A 21,022-nucleotide genomic window follows, 5' to 3' on the forward strand; every position below is an offset into this window, starting at 1 on the left:
GAGGTTTAACTAATGACAAAGATACATATTGATCCAACTATTTATACTACAAAACCATCAGGTTCTCGATTATCCAAGGAGATGGCAGTTTATGATTTACTGGAGAAGCTAGATATTCCTTATAGTCGTATAGATCATGATGTAACAGCAAGCATTGAGGACTGTTATGATGTAGAAAGGCTTTTGGGCATTACTATTTGCAAAAATTTATTTTTATGTAATAGCCAAAAAACTCAATTTTATTTGCTTATGATGCCTGGTGATAAAAAGTTCAAGACAAAAGAATTGTCTAATCAGATTCAATCTTCCCGTTTGTCATTTGCACCAGCGGAGTATATGGAAAAGTATCTTGATATCACGCCAGGATCTGTGAGTGTTATGGGACTTATGAATGATGCAGAACATAACGTAAAACTTTTGATAGATGAGGATGTAATAAGAGAAGAATATGTGGGATGTCATCCTTGTATTAATACTTCAAGTCTTAAGATTGAGACCAAATATATTATAGATAAGTTTCTTCCATATACAGGACATGTTCCAACATATGTGAAATTAATAGGAGAATAGTTTTACATAGGAGGAATAGATTTGTTCTTTAATGATATTTCAGTAAAGAAGCATTTAAAAATAAAAGAAACACCTAATTACATATACATAGAACCTCATCCTCTACTTAGAAAATATATTGCACACTATACTATATTATTTCCCAATCCAAAAGAAATGGGAAGGTGCAGCGATAATATTGGTGATTTAACTTTAATACCTGACTGCAGTGGTTGTATTATATATACTTATGAAAATAGTGATTTTTTATTAAGCCTTTGGGGAGCAACAACGAAGACGGTTATAGTAAAAAATGATGTGAACTTAAAAAAAATAAGATTTTTCATTGAGTTTGTACCTGGAGGACTGCATGCTATTACTGGGATAAAACAATCAGAATTATGTGATATTCAAACACAAGTAGATGAAGTTGACAAGTGTTTGTATGATTCATTAAATCATGCTGCCGAGATTGCAAATAATGCAGATGATATGGTTTCAATGGTGAATAGGATTTTTTTGGAAGCGGTAGAGAAAAATAATAAGCAGCATGCAGTTATGAGATCTAGCTTAGAGAAAATTAAAGTTGCAAATGGAGTGCTAACAGTAAAAGAATTATCATCAAGTGAATATGTAAGCCAGCGTCATTTAAATAGATTGTTTAATGAGTATATTGGGATAAATCCAAAAATGCTTTTAAGAATTTCTAGGATAAATTATTCAATAAATATGTTAAAAAAAGCTGAGAATAAAAGTTACATAAATGCATCTCAAATTTTTGGCTATTTTGATCAATCACATTTTATACATGATTTTAAGCAAATATGTGGAGTTTCTCCTAAAGAATTTTTCAAAAACATGTCTGATTTTTACAATGAACTTTTTAAATATTGATATATAATAAACAATGTTAGAAAAGTATATAAATAGGAGATGTTAGAAATGAAATTTGTATGTCCACTTATAGCTGTTAGTGATATTGAGATTTCAAGAAAATTTTATGAAAAAGTACTTAATCAGAAGGTAACCATGGACTTTGGAGCAAATGTTACTTTTGAAAATAGTTTTGCAATACAAAAAGGTTTTGCAGAGCTTATTGATATAAATAAAAACAAAGTTGCCAGTAAGTCAAATAATTTTGAACTCTATTTTGAAGAAGAGGACTTAAATGAATTTGTGGAAAGGTTAAAGAATTTCGATAATATAGAGTATATTCATGATGTTAAAGAATATCCGTGGGGGCAGAGAGTCATCAGGTTTTATGATCCCGATAAACATATTATTGAAGTTGGAGAAAGCATGGTAAGTGTTATAAAGCGATTTTTAAATGAAGGTTTGACACCTGAAGAAACAGCTAAGCGTACCCAGTTTCCTATTGATTATATAAGGCAATTAGAAGAATGTAAATAATTTAATTTTCACACATACAAAGATATGACTTAGTGTAAAAAGATTACGAAGCAATATTTTTGAGAGGACAGTGAAGGATTATTTTTCTCCGCTATGCTAAGAAAAATATTCAATTTAAAAGAAACTCACGTTTTTTGTTTCTAAGAAGTACTTTCTGAGCAAGCAATTATCTGAAAATCACAGATTTTAGGACCTGCTTAAGCCATGTTTTGCATTAGCAAAACATGGCTTAAAAATAAATTAGTTTTCTGATGTAAGGAGGAAAACTCACCTTCATTGTTCTCTGTCAAATGTCATCTATAAAAGTTAATCAAATAATTTATGGTAGTGAAAATATCATTATATGATAATTTTATCTGTTAAATTTTGTTTTTATGCTTGTCCAATAGTCTGCGTTTTCAAGCCCCAATCTCCAAATAGCAATGCCATTTAAATTATAGGAATTAACTAAATCTAATTTATATCCTAAACTCTGGCCATTTTCAAACCAATCTGAGTGAGCTATACCAGAAGTATCTGTGTAATTAAAATATGGTGATTTTGATATATCATCCCACAGTACAGCCGCATTGTTTGTAGCTGCAATATTGTACATGCCATTTATTCCGTAAGCTTTTGTACCATTTGATGACCAATCGTATCCATAAGCTGCAACACCTAACATAATTTTTTCTCTTGGAATTACGGTAATTGCATATTTAACTACATTTTCAACCCAAGATATAGAGGCAATTGGACCTGCTGTTCCACCAGGATAGTGTTCATCATAGGTCATTATAGCTATTTGATCAGAATACTTTGCCAGTGCAGCATAATCGTATGCTCCGCTCCAAGTATTTGTTGTACTATCACTTGTTTTAGCTGGTACTGAAAGGGTTACTGAAAAACCTTGTGGAGTTAACAAGTTGTAAAGTTCTTGTACAAAAGTTGTGTAGTAGTTTCTATCATAATAGAAAACTCCTTCAAGATCTACATTTACGCCTTTGTAGCCATTTACTTTTATTGCATTTAAAAGATTGCTTTCTAAATTTTGTCTGTTTGTTTGATTTTCTAGTACTGATTTTGAAATATTGCCATCAAAATTATTTTGAAGCATTGCATAGGTTTTAATTCCATTGCTGTTTGCATAGCTAATTTGGTTAGTTGGAACTAATCCTGAAATATTGCCAAGACTATCTGTAGTATAGGTTTGTGTAGCTATTTCATCAATAGTTGAAGTATTAGCTGCTATTGAATTGTAAGAGGATGGATCTCCCGAATAATAATAGGTTGTAAAACCTAAAACTTGCTTTTTAGTTGTAGTTGGTATTATAGGAATTTGCAGTGTATTAGCAGTTACATGAATTGAACTTGCTGAAGTACCATAGCGATTATAAGCTGTGACATAAAACCAATAATTAGTATTAGAAGTTAGTCCGGACTTTATTAATTTTGTACTAGTAACAGTGGCAATTTTGGTATAGTTAGCATCATTTGGTGAAGCCATATAAACATAATATCCGGATGCACCATATACTGAAGACCAACTCAATGTAAGAGAGCTTGTACTAATATTAGAAATAGTTAATCCTGTTGGAGCTGGTGGTGGAGAACCATTGTTTTTTGCTGCAGCAAATTGTATGTTGGAAATTAAGAAAATAATTGCTGTAATAAATATCAAAAAGCTTTTTTTAACTGTCATTTGTACCCCTCCTTAAATTTGTTATTGAATTAGGTTGGCAAATCTAATATTTCTCTCCTTTGATGATCTAATTATAAAGCCTTTTTTTGTATATAAATAGATTTCTATAGTCACATTGATGTAGGGACTAAAGTCATAAAATCTTATAATATTTTAAAGATATTTTCAGAAAATCAAGGAGGAGAAGGAGTTTTTAACAAAGTGTCGGATACTATTATAGGTAATATTTATGATTTAATCGCGTACAGTGTAACTCATTCTCAAAAATTATTAATGAATTTTACTTAGTAGGAAAAGCGACTATCATCAAATCTGTGATCTGGTGATAGTCGCTTTCTCTTTGGAGTTTGGTTTCTTACGCTAAGTTTAGATAAAAAGAGGTTATTTACCTATCATAATATTAAGAATTTCTACGTCAGTTGATTTCATGCCTTGATGTCCCACACGACCGATATTCTGAATTGTTTTTTCATAATCCTTTTCCACAAGTCCTTCACCAAATGGAAATACTAAACCATGTTTTGCCATTTCATATCCCATTAAACCAGCATCTACTGAACTAGAAATTTTTGCTGCACAGGAAGCTTTGGCTCCATCGCATACAATACCACCAACAGTGCCAATAGAATTGATTATGGTTTTTCCAATTGTATCATAATCACCACCATTTAAATAAGCAATACCGCAAGCTGCAGCTGTCCCTGCTGACACAGCTCCACAGTAAGCAGATAAATTTCCTATATAACGTTTTTGATGTAGGGATATAAGGTTAGTTAAAACAAGAGCTCTGTAAAGGATATCTTCATCCACACCCATTTCTTTAGCATAAACTAAAACTGGCATAGTACAGGTGATTCCTTGGTTACCACTTCCCGAGTTAATGACTACGGGAAGGGCACATCCATTCATTCTTGCATCAGAACCTGCTGCGGCAGCTGCTTTTGCCTTGGTACGTATATCATTACTACCAAATTTTATAAGAGTTTGTCCAACTTGAGCACCCCAATTATGAGTCAAGCCTTCTTTTGATATGGCAGAATTATATTTAATTTGTCTACTAATAATATCTCGTACATCATTCAAGTTTACTTCATTGGCAAACTGAAGTATGTCTTTGATGTTGAGCTTTGATTTATCTCCAGATTGTTTAGTTACTATGTCAGGTTGTTCAAATATTACTTCACCATTTTTTTGGATCTTGGCAATGTGGTTATGTTTTGTTCTGACTTCTACAGCTGACATATTATGTCCAGCCGTTAATTCTGCACGGATAAAAAGATTTTCTTCTCCTTCTTCTAGTTTACAGATGCAGATTCCCTTTTTGCGTAATGCCTTAGCTTTATCGATGTCTTCTTGCTTCACTTCACTGATAACTTGGAGTTCCAAATTTGCTTTTCCTGCTACGACACCTAAAATAGCTGCAGCTTCCACACCCTTTTCTCCACCGGAATTAGGTACAATAACTCCCTTTACATTTTTAATAATATTGCCACTACAGCAAATAACTATTTTTTCTGGCATTTGTCCAAGAACTTCTCTTGCTTTTGCAGCTGTAAATGCAATAGCAATTGGTTCTGTACATCCTATAGCTGGAATTAACTCTTCTTTTAATATTTTAACGTAATTGTCATATTGGATTTTATCCATCAAAAAGCCCCCTTTGTTACTAGATAATATGACTATAAGAATATGTAATATATTTATAACAGCAGTAAACAATATTTCTATGTTATGCAAATTTATACTTTAGTATTTCTACTAATCATATCACGATAAGTTTCAATAATCAATATTATATGCTATATGTATATAATATGTTTGATTACATCAAATATATTATGAAAAATTTAAAATTTAATGGAAAATATAATGATATATATTATATTGTGATATGATTACAAACAATAATTTATATGTTGTTCAAAAATCAGATTCTTTTATATTGACTTATTTTTTTTAAAAATGTATAATGACTTGACAATAATATTGGAATAAAAGGGGTAGTTTTATGGGTGAAAAAAATGATAATACATTAAAAAATCAAATTTATAATGCTTTGTTTTCTGATATTATTAATGGTATATATTCTTCAGATACCATCCTAACTGAAAAGTTTTTAATGGAGAAATACGGCGTTAGTCGTGCACCAATACGTGAAGCACTTACACAGCTTATTGGAACTCATATACTATCAAGTATCCCAAGACAGGGATATAAAATTATTCAGCCAAGTAAACAGCAATTATTGGAAATCGTAAAATTCCGTTCTGTTTTAGAAAGCTCCTTTTTGGAAAATTATTATATGTATATAGATGAAGCTTTTATCGAGGAGCTTAAAAACATTTGTATGAGCCATGCTAATTGTCCTGACGATGATTTTATGGTTCGCTGGAATTATAATTGTGAGTTTCACCTTAAACTATTTTCTATTTATGGAAATCAGTATGCGTATAAGCTTTTGGAAGATGCTATGAATATACAGACTATTTTTTTTATACAGAGAAAACATTATAGCAGAACGAGTTTGCATAGGGTTTTAATTGATTATTTGGAAAGAAACGAAATTGAAATGGCTGTAAACATTTTAAAAGCGGATATCGAGAATCTTATGATTTCAGACATTGCTGCTATTTAAACTAATAACAATAAGAAATGATATTACACATTGATAAAAGGTCAGGAATTTTTGAAAGGTTATGATTAAAATCTCAAAAATTCTTGACTCTATTATTTTTTGAGACTAAATTTTTCAGAACTTTAGCGTTAAATATGAATTCACTAGTACAAAATAGAAATTTTGTGCACTAGTATATTTATTAAAAAAATTCCTCAAAATAAATATACTATTATAAAAAATGGTGGTGCATCAAATGAGTAAAAGATTAAAAACATCTTTAATTGTTATAGGAGTATTGTTAATTATATTTTTGCCTTTAATAGGCAGTTATAACTCCATTGTAGGATTAGAGCAAAAAGTTAATGCAGCACAGGCTAATATTGATACTCAACTGCAGAGAAGGTCAGATTTAATACCAAACCTAGTTCAAACGGTAAAAGGTTATGCAGCTCAAGAAAAAACAATATTTACAGATGTGGCAAACGCAAGAGCTAAGCTTGCTGGAGCCCAAACAATTACTGGTAGAGCAAATGCAGATGCAGCACTTTCATCAGCACTTTCAAGACTTTTAGTAATTGTTGAAAGATATCCGGATTTAAAATCTAATCAAAATTTTAGAGATTTATCTGTTGCTTTAGAAGGTACAGAAAATAGAATAGGAATAGCAAGACAAGATTATAATACTGCTGTGAATAACTATAATACATCTATAAGGAGATTTCCAAATTCAGTAATTTCAGGTATACTTGGTTTTTCTCAAAAAACATATTATAAGGCTAGCCAGGGAGCACAGGAAGTTCCAAAGGTGGATTTTACAAGATAGTTTATGTTACAGCTTAGAATCATATAGATAATTCATTGATAGAACTAAGTTGTAAAAAAGCTATTTTATACAATCTTAAAATGGGAAATTTAAATGAATAGTAAATTTAAGATGGTCAAATCATCTTTAGGTGTATTACTTTCTGTGTTAATTTTTATTTTGACTTTGCCTTATTTTGTGAAAGGTGCTTCAAATATACCTGTACCAACTAAATTAAAGTATATAAATGATTATGTAGGAATTGTTGATGAAGGTTCTAAAAACTATATCGTATCACTTGGAAGTGAATTAGAAAATAAAACTGGTTCACAAGCAGCAGTGGTTATAATTAGTTCACTTGAAGGAAAAGATATAGAATCTTATTCCAATGAACTTTTCAGAAGCTGGGGAATTGGACAAAAAGGTAAGGATAATGGGCTTTTAATATTATTATCAATAAATGATAAAAAGTGGAGAGTGGAAGTAGGGAGAGAGTTGGAAGGCGTAATTACGGATATATATTCTTCTAGAGTTATGAATAGTGAAGCAATTCCACTCTTTAAAGAAAAAAGATATGGTGAAGGTTTAAAAAATGCTTATTCAGTTTTTGCAAGAGATATAGCTAAAGAATATAATGTTAGTTTGCAAGGAAGTAATGAAACTGCACAGAAGAAAAAATCAGTTTCTGTAAATCCTGTAGTAATATACTATATTCTGGGCGCTTTCCTATTGGATATTTTACTTAATAAAGCAAGGATAACTAAGTTTTTATTTTATTTGTTGTTTTGGAATTCTTTTTGGGGAGGCCCAAGAGGAGGCGGCGGAGGCTTTGGTGGAAGTAACCAGGGCGGATTTGGAGGAGGCAGCTCTAGTGGAGGTGGTTCTTCAGGAAGTTGGTAAAATTAATGAATTTTACTTTATGCAATGTTTTTAAAATAAAGCACCATCTAGTTAAAGCCAATATTTTCATAAAATATGAGCTTTGATTGGATGGATTTTTTTTATCGTCTTCTCAACCTTACAATATAGTAACTGTAAATTCTTATACAAATATTGTTTGTAAAAAAGATTAACTTATATCCATTAAAAACTCATCAATTTAGAGCAACATTTGTTAGAGGAATTATTAAGCAAAAAGTACCTATAGCACATATCATGAAACAATTTTCTCATGTATCTATTGAGATGACTTCGTACTACCTTACTTTAAAGGAAGAAGAAGTTAAAGAAATATATTCAGATATGATACTTGGTAAAGATTCTAAAATTGCTGGACTTAGAGCAAAAGAAATAAAGGCTAAACTTAATGAACAGTTTCGTGGTAAAACAGAACAAGAAATTGATAATATAGTATCTAATTTATCTAAATCTATGAGTTTTAATCCATTACCGACAGGTGTATGCCTATATGATTTTAGAAGAGGTAACTGTTCCGATGGCGATGGCTGTTTCTTTTATAACTGTCCTAACTATATTACAGAGGTTAAGTTTTATCCTATCTTAAAACAAGAATTAGAACTTATGGAAAAAGAAATGATAAGATATAAGGAGTTGGGACAACAACGCTCTTGGGAAAGGCAGTATGTAAAATATAAGTATTTAAAACCATTAGTAGATTAACTTTAAAACAGTAGCCGAGGAAGCAGGAGTATCAAAAGGCTACTCTATACAACAATGATATTCTAAAAGAACGTATATTAAGCCTAAGAGCCATTGAGAAAGGTGTTCCTGATGATAGTATAGTTGCTGCACCTAAAGATAAAGGCTAAAGACGATAAAATAAAGCAACTATATAAAGAAATTAAAAAGCTAAAAGAAGATAAGCAAAATTTAATTATTCAATTGGTAGATATGGAAGAACTTAAAGATAAAAATAAAAGATTAAGAGAGCAATTAGAAAAATTAAAAAGTATTAAGTAAGTCGTAACATGATATTATTACGAATTAGTTAGGAAAAATTGATCTTTGAAAATTGAATAGTACGGCGTATCATATAATTAATGTAAGTTAATACAGAATGGTAAAATAATGCGTAGTTGAGGTTCCATAGCTATATGCCTTCTATTTTAATGTAAACAGCTTAGACTATTCTCTAAATGACTATCGGTTAATTTTGGAAAAAGGACTCAGTAAACAATTTTTACGTTTTTCGTCATCTACTTTACTTATTTGTTTATTAATGATTTCGACAGCATTGGGAGAAGTATAAATTTCAAGTTTTGAATCAATGAGCTTGAGATTTTCATTAAGAGCATTTATTTGGTTTATAATTTCCTTTCGGTGTTCCACGAATAATTTTATCCTCGAATCTATAGTAACGGCACCTTCCATACAAAAATCAATATATTTTTTTATATCTTTAATTTTCATTCCAGTATTTTTTAGACAACAAATAGTCTTAATCTGATTTATATCTGATTCGGTAAACACTCTGATTCCCGACTTATTTCTTGAGACAAATGGTAGAAGTCCTTCTTTATCATAAAAACGAAGTGTAAATATGGAAAGACCCGTTATTTTTGCTACATCTTTGATAGAATAAATCAATTTTAAATCTCCTTTAAATAATACGTTAAAAATAGCTTGACCTAGAGATAACTCTAGGTGTTAACATAAGTATAAATTATAAAAAATTAATTTTCAAGGATTTAATAAATATTTAATGGAGGCATAAGATATGCAAAAAAATGTTTTAGTAACAGGAGGCACAGGATTTCTTGGTGTGCAAATAATTCTTCAATTATTAGAAAAAGGTTACAGTGTAATAACCACACTTCGCTCCATTAGCAGTAAAAACAAAGTAATTGATACACTAAAAGCTAACGGTATTAAAACCTTTGACAACCTTACATTTGTTGAAGCAGATTTGTTAAAAGATGATAACTGGGATAAAGCCATGGAAGGTTGTGACTACGTATTAAGCGTCGCATCACCTATCTTTTCTGATATATCCCAAAAAGATGAAACTGAAATGATGCGCCCTGCCGTGGAGGGCATAATTCGTGTGCTAAAAGCCGCTCGAAATGCAAATGTAAAACGTGTTGTAATGACTTCTAATTTTGGTGCGGTTGGATTTAGCAATAAAAATCTGAATACTACTACAACAGAAGAAGATTGGACTGACCAAAATGAAAAAGGTTTATCGGCTTATGAAAAATCAAAATTATTAGCAGAACGTGCCGCTTGGGATTTTATTAAGAAAGACGCTGGCAATTTAGAGTTTGCTACCATCAACCCTGTTGCTATTTTGGGACCTTCTTTGAGTGCTCACATTTCAGGTAGTTTTGGGCTTCTAGAACATTTATTAGACGGGTCCATGAAAGCTATTCCAAATATTCCTTTAAATATTGTTGATGTTCGGGACGTGGCTGATTTACACATTCGTGCCATGACAAATTCTAACGCAAATGGACAACGTTTTATAGCATCGGCAGACGGTCAAATATCTTTGCCTGAAATTGCAGCATTGTTGAAAAATAAATATCCCAAAATTACAGAAAAGGTTCCCGTCGAGACATTACCTGATTCAGTTATATATTCAAACGCTTCTTCTAACAAACAAGCGGAAGCAACAGCGTTACTAATGAGGATGAACCGCAATGTGAGTAATACAAAGGCTAAGAAAATTTTAGGTTGGAAGCCGATTGCAAATAACGAAGAAGCTATTATTACCTCGATAAATAGCATGATTAAATTCGAAATTATAAAATGAGATTAAGGATATTGGTTTCTTATAATAATTTAGGGATTAAAATAAAGAACAAGTTAGTTCGCAACATTCTTATTTAGCGTAACAACTGAAAAAACGAACAATTTATCTAAACACTGTATTATTCAAAGTTGAATTCTACAGTGTTTTTATGTTCGTAAATCAAAAATATGACGAATTATCAACAGAGTTATTAACATGTTATACACAAAAAATAGTATAAAAAGAATGGAGGTGAACTTTAGTGAGGGCTTGGTACTTATTATACACTCTCTCACTAAAGATAAAACATGAGTTTAAGAGAATATTTAAAAGATAGGAGAAACTTAATTGCTTTTTTTACCATACTCATGGTATTTATAGGCGGAATGACTTTATTTGATAGTTCTATAAGAATGTTAAAATCTAATGCAGAGTATTTAATTACAGTTTCTTTTTTACTTTTCATAATATATCTTGCAATTGATTATAGTTTAATTAGATTTAATATGAATAAAATTAGAAATATACCTAAGGAAGGATTAGAGTGGATTCATAGTTTACCCTGCCCAAGGAATTATGAACAAAAGTTTTATCTTGATGTAATTAATAATCTGTATGAAAGTGCTAATATACAAATAGAAAGACTTGTTAATAATAACAATGAAAGTGTTGAATTTTTAACTACCTGGGTTCATGAAATAAAAACGCCTATTGCTGCATCTAAACTAATTATTGAAAATAACTTAAGCAGTGAGAATGAAAAGGCATTGTATGGAATAGAGATGGAGATAGAAAATCTAGATGTAGAGGTTGATACTGATTATAAATGGCTTGAATTTATAATAAAACAAATTTTAGATAATGCCATAAAATATACTCCTAAAGATGGAATTATAAATATATATACAAAAGTACAAGAAAAGGAAAAAGTTTTATATATAAAAGATAATGGAATAGGTATAAAGAAAGAAGACATTGGAAGAGTATTTGAAAAAAGTTTTACAGGTTATAATGGAAGGGTAAAGCGGCATTCAACTGGGATGGGACTTTACATAAGTCAAAAACTTGCAGGAAAGTTAGGGCATTATATAGCTATAGAATCTGAATATGAAAGAGGCGCTGAAGTTTCAATCCATTTTCCCAAATTAAATAAATATATTTCGTAAAAAGAAAATTACAGGTTTTGTCTGTAATTTTTTTTATAGAAAAATGTAGTTATTTTACACTAACGGATGTTAAGATAATTTTTCAGACTTTTGAATTGATTACCATTACTTACAAGGAAATTTGACATTAATCTTTATGGCACAGGTTGATATAATTTAATTTAATTGCTTTTTTTGATATAATACTTATATAAAATTTTTTAGATGATGAAGGTGATGTTCTAGTGCCAAAAAATATATTTTCTGGTTTAGAAGATTTAGGGTTTGATGATATAGATGAAATAGATTTGTACCATAGCAAAAAAGAAGAAATAGAAAAAGAGGAATTACTTCAATTAACGGATGAAGAAAAACAAAAAAAATTATTATATGATTGTGAAATTACATGTCCGGTTTGTGATAATGATTTTAAAGCTAGAGCAGTTAAAACTTCAGCTGCAAGAATTTTAAAAAGAGATTCTGATTCATTTATTATATTTGATGTTATAAATCCTTATTTTTATGATGTATGGGTTTGCGATAAATGTGGATATGCCGCAATGAAAAGGGACTTTAATAAAATTAGAGATTCTGAAATTGATCTAGTAAAAGAAAAAATCAGACCAAAGTGGCAGCCTAGATCTTACCCGGAGGTATATGATGTGAATGTAGCTATAGAAAGGTTTAAACTTTCTTTATTAAATTATTATGTGATAGATGCAAAAGCTAGTAAGAAGGCAATGAATTGCTTAAAACTAGCCTGGATGTATCGAATATTGAAGGACTCTGAAAATGAAGCTGTATTTTTAAGACAGGCTTTAGAAGGGTTTAACTATGCTTATTTTAATGAAGCGTTTCCCTTATATAACATGGATAAGTTCACTTCTATGTACATTATAGGTGAATTGAATAGAAGATTGGGAAATAATGATGAAAGTTTAAAATGGTTTAGCCAGATAATAACAACACATGGAGTTCCTTCAAAGCTTAAGGATCGAAGTAGGGAGCAAAGAGATTTAATAAAAGAAGCTGAACAATTGGAAAAAGGTGTTGATGAATTAAATAACGATGAGATTATTTCAAAAGAAAATCAAAAACCTAAAAAAGGATTTTTTTCAAGATTTTTCAGTTAAACGGATGGTAATAAACCATCCGTTTTACTCACAAATTTGTAAATTGGTCCACCTATTAGATATATAAACAGAGTTCTTGGTATCAGATGGAGTTTTGACTCCACCTGATGATTATTAACAGGATTCTTAGTGCTTCAGCACTTAGAAGGCGTTATCCTTTAGGAGAAATCGTTATCTAGGGACGTAGCTGCTCTTTACTCCCCTTGAAGAAGGGGGGATTAGAGCAGGTAGTCATCGGATAAATATTAACATAAAGTGAAAAATAACTAAAATACTTTTATGATTTCATAAACTGTAGTATTATGTGAATGAATTGAACTTAAAGTGAGTTTTTGAAAGGGGAAATATTTATAATGGAATCCAAAGAAATTATTGAACTACCTTTGGACGTATCAGTGGATATTGATGAGGGAATAGAAAAATTTCAATCTTTTATGATGAGTTATAGTTCTGCTATAAAAGAAGTTAGAACTAAACTTGAAATATTAGATAAAGAATTTAAAGTAAAGAGGAAAAGAAATCCCATAGAATATATTAAATCTAGAGTTAAGGAACCTAGAAGTATAATAGGAAAACTTAAGCGAAAGGGTTTAGAACTAACGCTTGAATCGGCAAAGAAAAATTTGAATGATATAGCAGGTATAAGGGTTATTTGTTCATTTGTAAGCGATATATATGAAATCGCAGATATGCTCAAAAGACAGGATGATATAACTTTGATTAAAGAAAAAGATTATATTAAAAATCCAAAACCAAATGGATATAGGAGTTTTCATATGGTTCTGGAAATTCCTATATTTTTTTCAAACCATGTAGAACCAGTGAGAATAGAAGTACAAATAAGGACTATTGCTATGGATTTTTGGGCAAGCTTGGAACATAAATTATATTATAAAACAGCAGGGAAGGCTCCAGTACATATAAAGAGCGATTTAAAGGAATGCGCAGATGTTATATCAAAAACAGATATTAAGATGCAGAATATACAACAGGAATTGGAGAGATTAAATTAATTTTAAATAGAATCTTGACATAAGGTGGGGCTTTAAACTCCATCTTATGTTGATTAACACTATATTATTTAGTGCTTAAATGTGAATTTTATAAAGGTGAATTCCTACCCATTTTAAATATATTGTTGAAAAATTATTAAATTGTAGTACAATGTAAGTAACAATAGCTATTAATTAATATACAATTTAAGCAAAATTACTTTACTAGGAATGGGAGGAATTAATTTGTACTTTAAGAGTATTAAGACAAAAATGGCTATATCCTTTGGAATATTGATTCTAATTATGTGCATAGGACTTGGTACAGTATCTTTTATAGAATCTTATGATACGTTAGCTTCAAATGCTACTGAATCCTTGCTTCAAATGGCTCAGCAATCTGCAAAATTTGTTCAAACTAAAATTGAAGGACAATTAGATGTAATGGAAGGGCTGGCAGGAAACTATTATATAAAAAGTGATGTATTATCTACAGATCAAAAATTAAATATTTTAAAAGATGAGGTACAAAGAAGTGGACATATAAGTATGGGTATAGGAGATGTTAATGGTAATGTTACATTTACAGATGGAGTAAAAGCAAATTTATACGATAGAGAGAATTATAAAGAAGCACTTCAAGGAAAAAGTTCAGTTTCAGATCCAATTTTAGGAAAAGCGGATAATAGGCTTGTTATGTCTTATGCTGTTCCTATTAAAGATGGTAGTAAAGTTAAGGGAGTTTTAATTGCCACACGTGATGGAAGTGAATTGAGTAAATTAACTAATAATATCAAGTATGGTAAAACTGGAACAACTTTTATGATAAGTAAAACTGGACATACAGTAGCAAATAAAGATATATCCCTTGTACGTAAAATGGAAAATGTAATTGAAAAAAGTAAAAAGGATCCAAGTTTGCAGGAACTAATGAAATTTGAAACCTATATGATGGAGGGAAAGAGTGGCGCAGATGGGTATACTTACAGGGATGGAACAAAAAAATATATAGGATACGCACCTGTAAAAGGTACCAACTGGTCCTTGGGAATATCTGTACCCAAATCTGAAGTTATGGAAAGCCTCACAAAAAATGAAATCTTTCAGGCAATTACAACTATTATTTTTGTATTAATAGGTGTATTAATAGCATTTTTCATTACTTCACTTATATCAAAACCTATAAATGTAATTACAAAGCATTTAAAAATAGTGGCGTCTGGTGATTTTACAATGCCGATACCTGAAAAGTTGTTAAAAATGAAAGATGAATCAGGTGTGCTTGCGGTTGCAGTAAAGAATATGCAGGAAAGTCAGGGAAATATAATTAGGAATATAATAGAAGAATCTTCTAATGTAACTGAAAATATGAAACAAATTAATGTGGAAATGGAGAATCTTAATAAAAGCATAGAGGAGATATCTGCAACTACAGAACAGCTGTCAGATACTACTGAGGAAACTGCAGCATCTACTGAGGAAATAAGTGCAATATCAAGGGAAATTGAAAAGGATGCAGAATCTATATCGAAAAAGGCACAATATGGTTCAGAAAATGTTTCAAATGCAAGCAGTGCATCACAGAAAATGAAACAAAAAGCAATGAAATCCAGGGAGAGTATAATGAGCATATACAAAAATACAAAAGAAAGTTTGGAAGATGCCATTAAGAAATCAGAAGATGTTTCTAAGATTAATGAATTGTCCTCAGCAATTCTTGATATTATGGAAGATACTAATCTATTAGCGCTAAATGCGTCTATTGAAGCTGCTAGAGCAGGAGAAGCAGGTAGGGGTTTTGCAGTTGTAGCAAATGAAATAAGAACTCTTTCTGATGATTCTAAAGATACTGTTAATAGAATACAGCAGGTTACAAAAACTATTTTAGAAGTGGTAGATAATTTATCATCTAGTGCTTATGAAATATTGGAATTTATAGATAAAAAGATTTTGCCTGATTACAATGAAATTGTAGAATCTCATGAAGAAACCAGTAAGAATTTCTTAGACGTAAATAATATAGTAACAGAGTTTAGCACTACTTCTCATGAACTTCTTGTATCAGTTCAAAATGTATCAAAACTAATGCAAGAGATATCCGATAGTGGAAATGAACAGGCAAGTGGGGCTCAAAATATTGCAGGGGAAACCTCTTACATAACTAAAATGGCAGGACACGTTGTAGAATTAACTGAAAAAGCAAAAGAAAAATCTGACTCATTAGTGGGCATAGTTTCAAGATTTAAAGTATAGAGGTGCTAATATGGAAAGATTAAATAAACTTTTGGGAGGATTATTTGGAGTAGCCTGTGGAGATGCATTAGGGGCAACTTTGGAATTTTTATCTCAAGAAGAAGCACGCAAAACGTATGGGTATCTAAAAGACATTATAGGCAGAGGCCATTGGAAGTTGAAGCCTGGTCAGGTTACAGACGATACCATGATGACTTTATGTGTAGCAGGAGGAATACTTGAAAATCCTGAATGTCCTATTGAATCTATAGGTAATAGGTTTGTAAAATGGTACAATAGTGATCCTAAGGATATAGGGATGACTTGTGAGCTAGCTATAAAAAAGTACATTAAAACTAGCAATTGGAAAGAGGCCTCATTTTATGTACATCATATATCCAAAGGCAGGACGGCTGGAAATGGGACCATTATGAGATGTATACCAGTTGCATTATATTACAGAGATTACAGCAAAATGATAGATATAAGCAGGCTGCAATCTAAAATGACACATTATGATGAAAAAGCAGCAGATGCCTGTGTATTATATAATACCGTTATTTATAAATATTTAAATGAAGAAACTAAGGAAGGCACTATTACAGAGGCAATTGGCAGCAGTGAAGACTATAAATATGTAATGAATATGAAAAAAGAAGAACTTATACCTTCAGGATATGTAGTTGACACTTTAAGGTGTGCACTCTGGTGTTTTATGAACAATTCAAATTTAGAAGATACAATATGTGAGGCTGCAAATTTATGTGGAGATGCTGATACTGTGGCTGCAGTTGCAGGGGGAATTGCAGGTACCTATTATGGATATGACAGTATTCCTGAAAGATGGAAAAATAAGATAGAGGTAAAGGATAAATTAATGAGTATTGGAGAAAAAATAAATAGCACCTATAATTAATATATAAATATTTTCTCCTCAATTGAAAATACTAGTTTATATAAACAGAGTTCTTGGTTTCAGGTGGAGTTTTTTCTCCATCTGAAACTTAGAAATCGTTATCCAGGGGCGTAGCAGCCGTTATCCCCCACTTTATAAGAAAAGCAGATATCCCAAATTTTTGATTTGGTGATAGTCGCTTTCACAGAGTGCGATGGGGGTATTATGGCTGGTAGCCATCGGATAAATAATAAATAGTAAATCGAAGGAGGAGTAAATATGAATTTTCCAACATCTTTTCCAAAGCAGCATCAGAATCATCATCCGGGATTTCAGTATGAAATGAATCCTATGCCTATATGTGATGATGCTGTGTATAATAGAAAAGGAGAACTTTTAAAAGGAAAAACTGCCATAATTACAGGTGGTGACAGCGGTATAGGTAGAGCTGTTTCTATAGCTTATGCGAACCAAGGTGCAGATGTAGTAATTGTATACTTAAATGAACAAAAAGATGCTGAGGAAGCTAAAAGACTTGTGGAAACCAAGGGAACAAAGTGCACACTTATAGCAGGTGATATTAGTGATGTAAATTTTTGCAATAGCGTTGTAGAAAAAACCATAAGTGAATATGGGAAAATAGATATACTAGTTAATAATGCTGCTGTCCAATATGAATGTACTGATATAAAGCAGTTATCAGATGAACAATTTGACAGAACTTTTAAAACCAATGCATATGGGACTTTCTATATGACAAGGGCAGCAATGAATTATTTAAAATCAGGAGCATGTATAATAAATACAGCTTCTATAGTGGCTTTTAAAGGAAGTGCCACACTTATAGATTATTCTATGACAAAAGGTGCAATAGTAGCTTTTACTAGATCATTATCTACTGCACTTGCAAAAGGGAAGACTGGAATAAGGGTAAATGCAGTTGCGCCAGGGCCAATCTGGACACCGCTTATACCATCTTGTTTTGATGAAACAAAAACTTCCCAGTTTGGTGAGGATATGCCAATGGCAAGAGCAGGTCAGCCTGTGGAATGTGCAGGAGCTTATGTATTTTTAGCTTCTCAAAATGCATCTTATATTACAGGTCAGACGATTCATGTAAATGGAGGAGAAGTAGTGAATGGTTGAATTAACCTGCTAAACTTTACCGATTCCCATCAAATATTGATTATTCCCACTAAACTTTGGCGAAATTGCTATTTGGGTAGGAATTCCACCAATCCAAAACTCAAACAAAAACCAGGTAAACCCCCAGAGCTGAGAACAAAATCTCAGCTCTATTTAAATGAGAAGAATTAGATTTAAGAACCTTAGAAGAACTTATTTAGGTGCGTAGCTACTATTATGAACAGCATAAGGACTCTAAATCGCTGAAGACTAAGAATTCTAATATCTTCCACTTTGATAGAAAAGCAGATATCCCAAATCTTTGATTTGGTGATAGTCGCTTTCGCTGTGTGCAAGCAGATATCCCAAATCTTTGATTTGGTGATAGTCGCTTTCGCTGTGTGCAAGCAGATATCCCAAATCTTTGATTTGGTGATAGTCACTTAGTAGTTAGCCATCAGATAAATTGAGCAATTTCATCTATGCTTTTACGTACCTTACTGCGGAGAGTTGTATCTGCAGAATATCCTACACTTATGACAAGCCTAATTCTTTTAGAATTTGGTATGTGTAGTAAATCCTTAAGCTTCTTTTCATTAAACCAGCCCATTATGCAGGTAGACAGTCCTTGCTGCGTAGCTGCAAGGCATATATGGGCAGTTGCAATTCCTATATCTATGGGGGCATAATCTTGATCTTTAATTTTACCACCAATTCTAGCTTTAATATCTGTTTTTTCTTGAAGTACAATAATAAATGAAGGACAATTATTTGTAAATTTATTCATTCCTAGATCTTGAAGACATTTAGAAATCTTAGGTGACAGGTCTTTATTATTTACGATAATAAATCTCCAGGGTTGACCATTGCAAGCTGAGGGTGCAATTCTAGCTGCTTCTATACAGGCAACTAACTTTTCTTTTTCTACTTCTTTTTCTTTATAGTTTCTGCAGCTTTCACGTTGCTTGATTAAATCAAAATAATCAGTCATAAATACATCCCTTTCATAATTTGTTCATTTAAGTCCTTTATAATAATATAGTTTACGTTTGTCAAGATATATTTACATTATAAAATAGCCTCCTATGATATTTTGATTTTATCATAGAAAGCTATATTTTACAGACTTTTTATTATAGTCTCCTTTATCTTAAACATTGTTTACAGCTTTAGTAAATTTAAAATTATAGTATCATTTAATTATATTAGCTATCTCTTTTATTACTTTTTCAAAATTATCATTAAAATTATTTTCTATAATTATGTCAGCTTGATTTATAACCTCACTTGCTGACTTTCTCATTTGACTGTCTTTGGTATTTTTCATCATAACGAAAACACCTGGCTTAACAACTTTTCGTAAGCTATTTGATTCACATACTATAAGAGCATTTTCAGGTATTTGGCTAATAAACGTATTAAATCCTTCGGAAATATTATTTTTTAATGTTTTTAACCAGTAAACTTTTTCTGCTCCCGCAGCTAATAATAGGGAAGTATCTTTATTATTACCTGCATTTAATTCCTCTGTTATCTCAAAATTTCCTTTTAAATTTGAACATACCCCACAGCCTTCTCCTCCGTGTATGCATTTTCCGTTTTTATCTTGAATAGTTGTTACTTTTAGTGCTATCACTGGTTTAGTTAATTTATATTTATTTATTATTGAAATAGCAAGAGTAGTTTTTCCACTGTTTCTAGCAGTTGAACCGATTAAAATCATATTGGGTATAGTATACTTATTAGTCACTATTTTTGATCACCTCTTTATCAATTAATATTTTAGGCATTTTAAAAGAAGTAACTAGTCAGTATGCTAGCTTATTTTCTTTCAAATACTTTAAAAGCATCCAAGCTGACAACCTATGATCTTTATAGAATTTTCATTACATAACTTTCCTATATCCGAAATATTTATTTTTAATTTTTCTGATATTTTATAAGCATCAGAACATGCTAGACATTTCTTATCCTTATGTATTTTGCAGTAGCTCTCTATAATTTCCAATGTAATATTTTTGCCCATTTTATTCATCCTTTCTCAATGCGCTTATTCGTTTGATTACTACCTACTTAAATATTAATAGTATAATCTCAATGCTATTCTTTATACAATAACGTACCTAGATTTGATTTACCCAAATCTAGGTACGTTTTTCCAAAACTGATTTAATTTTTATATGCTTTTATTTTCTAATAACTCTAAAGCATTGGATTGACGTTTATTTTTGATACTATTATTTATAACTTCTGGACTAACTATGACGAAAGCATCAGCTGGACAAACTTCTACACAAGCTGGACCTTCAGGCCTGCCTGCACACAAATCACATTTATGTGCTGCCATAACTTCCTTATTTTCACTTTCTTCTTTAGTAATTACATTTAAGATTTGTGTTTGCTTATGGCTATTTTTGTATTGTGGGGCCATATCCATGGCGCCAAATGGGCAAGCAAGCATACATATTTTACACCCAATACATAATTCTGTTTTTACAACAACTTTATTTTCTTGATGAACAATTGCACCTACCGGGCAAACATTTGCACAAGGTGAATCATCACACTGCCTACATTGTATCGGCACGGTAACTTTTTCTGCCCGTATTAGATTGATACGAGGTGAAAAAGGAACACCTGCAGATCCTGCAGTAATTACACTAACATCTAAATGTGCAGCTGCACAGGCAATTTCACAAGACTTACATCCAATGCACTTATTGGGATTTGCAACAACAAAGGTATTCAAT

22 protein-coding genes are annotated in these 21,022 nt (G+C 31.3%); 15 read left to right on the forward strand and 7 right to left on the reverse strand.

The window, feature by feature from the left end; translation table 11 throughout:
* Nucleotides 1-12 precede the first annotated feature (12 nt).
* From CLAU_RS00295 to CLAU_RS00305, 3 genes are read left to right on the forward strand one after another with little or no spacing between them, the layout of a single operon-like run.
* Nucleotides 13-570 (forward strand): prolyl-tRNA synthetase associated domain-containing protein, encoded by a 558-nt coding sequence (locus CLAU_RS00295; protein WP_013238637.1) that lies wholly within the window; start codon nt 13-15, stop codon nt 568-570.
* A 21-nt stretch (nt 571-591) separates the two neighbouring features.
* Nucleotides 592-1,443 (forward strand): helix-turn-helix domain-containing protein, encoded by an 852-nt coding sequence (locus tag CLAU_RS00300; protein ID WP_013238638.1) that lies wholly within the window; start codon nt 592-594, stop codon nt 1,441-1,443.
* A 48-nt stretch (nt 1,444-1,491) separates the two neighbouring features.
* Nucleotides 1,492-1,959: a VOC family protein gene (locus CLAU_RS00305; RefSeq protein ID WP_013238639.1), complete on the forward strand. Its 468-nt coding sequence runs from the start codon at nt 1,492-1,494 to the stop codon at nt 1,957-1,959.
* A 352-nt stretch (nt 1,960-2,311) separates the two neighbouring features.
* Here the strand turns inward: CLAU_RS00305 and CLAU_RS00310 are convergent, their stop codons facing one another.
* Both CLAU_RS00310 and CLAU_RS00315 read right to left on the reverse strand, forming a co-directional pair.
* A complete protein-coding gene (locus CLAU_RS00310) occupies nt 2,312-3,640 on the reverse strand; it encodes a glycosyl hydrolase family 18 protein (protein WP_013238640.1) in 1,329 nt (442 codons plus the stop codon).
* A gap of 381 nt (nt 3,641-4,021) precedes the next feature.
* On the reverse strand, nt 4,022-5,287 hold the full coding sequence (locus CLAU_RS00315; RefSeq protein WP_023161661.1) for an L-cysteine desulfidase family protein: 1,266 nt from the start codon (nt 5,285-5,287) through the stop codon (nt 4,022-4,024).
* A 361-nt stretch (nt 5,288-5,648) separates the two neighbouring features.
* On the opposite strand from CLAU_RS00315, the gene CLAU_RS00320 reads away from it, so the two are divergent.
* The 5 genes from CLAU_RS00320 to CLAU_RS20670 all read left to right on the forward strand — a co-directional run bounded on the left by CLAU_RS00320 (nt 5,649) and on the right by CLAU_RS20670 (nt 8,979).
* Nucleotides 5,649-6,275 carry a GntR family transcriptional regulator gene (locus CLAU_RS00320; RefSeq protein ID WP_013238642.1) on the forward strand — a complete coding sequence of 209 codons (627 nt, stop codon included), beginning with the start codon at nt 5,649-5,651 and terminating at the stop codon, nt 6,273-6,275.
* A 235-nt stretch (nt 6,276-6,510) separates the two neighbouring features.
* Entirely contained in the window at nt 6,511-7,080 is a 570-nt protein-coding gene (locus tag CLAU_RS00325) for a LemA family protein (protein ID WP_023161662.1), read from the forward strand.
* 93 nt (nt 7,081-7,173) lie between these two features.
* The gene (locus CLAU_RS00330; protein WP_023161663.1) at nt 7,174-7,959 is read left to right on the forward strand and encodes a TPM domain-containing protein; all 786 of its coding nucleotides are present in this window, start codon (nt 7,174-7,176) and stop codon (nt 7,957-7,959) included.
* A 255-nt stretch (nt 7,960-8,214) separates the two neighbouring features.
* A complete protein-coding gene (locus tag CLAU_RS00335) occupies nt 8,215-8,679 on the forward strand; it encodes a hypothetical protein (RefSeq protein WP_029170107.1) in 465 nt (154 codons plus the stop codon).
* A 123-nt stretch (nt 8,680-8,802) separates the two neighbouring features.
* Nucleotides 8,803-8,979, forward strand: coding sequence for a hypothetical protein (locus CLAU_RS20670; RefSeq protein WP_156496162.1), 177 nt, complete (start codon nt 8,803-8,805; stop codon nt 8,977-8,979).
* Nucleotides 8,980-9,159: 180 nt separating this feature from the next.
* Here the strand turns inward: CLAU_RS20670 and CLAU_RS00340 are convergent, their stop codons facing one another.
* Entirely contained in the window at nt 9,160-9,606 is a 447-nt protein-coding gene (locus tag CLAU_RS00340; protein ID WP_013238646.1) for a MerR family transcriptional regulator, read from the reverse strand.
* 130 nt (nt 9,607-9,736) lie between these two features.
* On the opposite strand from CLAU_RS00340, the gene CLAU_RS00345 reads away from it, so the two are divergent.
* The 7 genes from CLAU_RS00345 to CLAU_RS00375 all read left to right on the forward strand — a co-directional run bounded on the left by CLAU_RS00345 (nt 9,737) and on the right by CLAU_RS00375 (nt 18,293).
* On the forward strand, nt 9,737-10,771 hold the full coding sequence (locus CLAU_RS00345) for an SDR family oxidoreductase (protein WP_013238647.1): 1,035 nt from the start codon (nt 9,737-9,739) through the stop codon (nt 10,769-10,771).
* 287 nt (nt 10,772-11,058) lie between these two features.
* Nucleotides 11,059-11,916 carry a sensor histidine kinase gene (locus CLAU_RS00350; RefSeq protein WP_013238648.1) on the forward strand — a complete coding sequence of 286 codons (858 nt, stop codon included), beginning with the start codon at nt 11,059-11,061 and terminating at the stop codon, nt 11,914-11,916.
* A 224-nt stretch (nt 11,917-12,140) separates the two neighbouring features.
* Nucleotides 12,141-13,028 carry a DUF2225 domain-containing protein gene (locus tag CLAU_RS00355; RefSeq protein WP_013238649.1) on the forward strand — a complete coding sequence of 296 codons (888 nt, stop codon included), beginning with the start codon at nt 12,141-12,143 and terminating at the stop codon, nt 13,026-13,028.
* Between the two features lie 353 nt (nt 13,029-13,381).
* Nucleotides 13,382-14,041 carry a GTP pyrophosphokinase gene (locus CLAU_RS00360; protein WP_013238650.1) on the forward strand — a complete coding sequence of 220 codons (660 nt, stop codon included), beginning with the start codon at nt 13,382-13,384 and terminating at the stop codon, nt 14,039-14,041.
* Between the two features lie 225 nt (nt 14,042-14,266).
* On the forward strand, nt 14,267-16,273 hold the full coding sequence (locus tag CLAU_RS00365) for a methyl-accepting chemotaxis protein (protein ID WP_013238651.1): 2,007 nt from the start codon (nt 14,267-14,269) through the stop codon (nt 16,271-16,273).
* Between the two features lie 10 nt (nt 16,274-16,283).
* Complete coding sequence (locus CLAU_RS00370) at nt 16,284-17,168, forward strand: ADP-ribosylglycohydrolase family protein (RefSeq protein WP_013238652.1); 885 nt, start codon at nt 16,284-16,286, stop codon at nt 17,166-17,168.
* A 258-nt stretch (nt 17,169-17,426) separates the two neighbouring features.
* On the forward strand, nt 17,427-18,293 hold the full coding sequence (locus CLAU_RS00375; RefSeq protein ID WP_023161664.1) for an SDR family oxidoreductase: 867 nt from the start codon (nt 17,427-17,429) through the stop codon (nt 18,291-18,293).
* Between the two features lie 436 nt (nt 18,294-18,729).
* On the opposite strand, the gene CLAU_RS00380 is transcribed toward CLAU_RS00375, so the two are convergent.
* The 4 genes from CLAU_RS00380 to CLAU_RS00395 form a co-directional block, all read right to left on the reverse strand.
* The gene (locus CLAU_RS00380) at nt 18,730-19,263 is read right to left on the reverse strand and encodes a nitroreductase family protein (RefSeq protein ID WP_013238654.1); all 534 of its coding nucleotides are present in this window, start codon (nt 19,261-19,263) and stop codon (nt 18,730-18,732) included.
* A gap of 201 nt (nt 19,264-19,464) precedes the next feature.
* Entirely contained in the window at nt 19,465-20,022 is a 558-nt protein-coding gene (locus CLAU_RS00385; RefSeq protein WP_013238655.1) for a hypothetical protein, read from the reverse strand.
* A gap of 90 nt (nt 20,023-20,112) precedes the next feature.
* Nucleotides 20,113-20,298, reverse strand: coding sequence for a hypothetical protein (locus CLAU_RS00390; RefSeq protein ID WP_023161665.1), 186 nt, complete (start codon nt 20,296-20,298; stop codon nt 20,113-20,115).
* Between the two features lie 150 nt (nt 20,299-20,448).
* Nucleotides 20,449-21,021, reverse strand: a complete 573-nt coding sequence (locus CLAU_RS00395; RefSeq protein WP_013238657.1) for a 4Fe-4S dicluster domain-containing protein — start codon at nt 21,019-21,021, stop codon at nt 20,449-20,451.
* Between the last annotated feature and the right edge of the window lies 1 nt (nt 21,022).

The sequence above is a fragment of the Clostridium autoethanogenum DSM 10061 genome (genome assembly GCF_001484725.1).
Taxonomy (GTDB): Bacteria; Bacillota; Clostridia; order Clostridiales; family Clostridiaceae; genus Clostridium_B; species Clostridium_B ljungdahlii.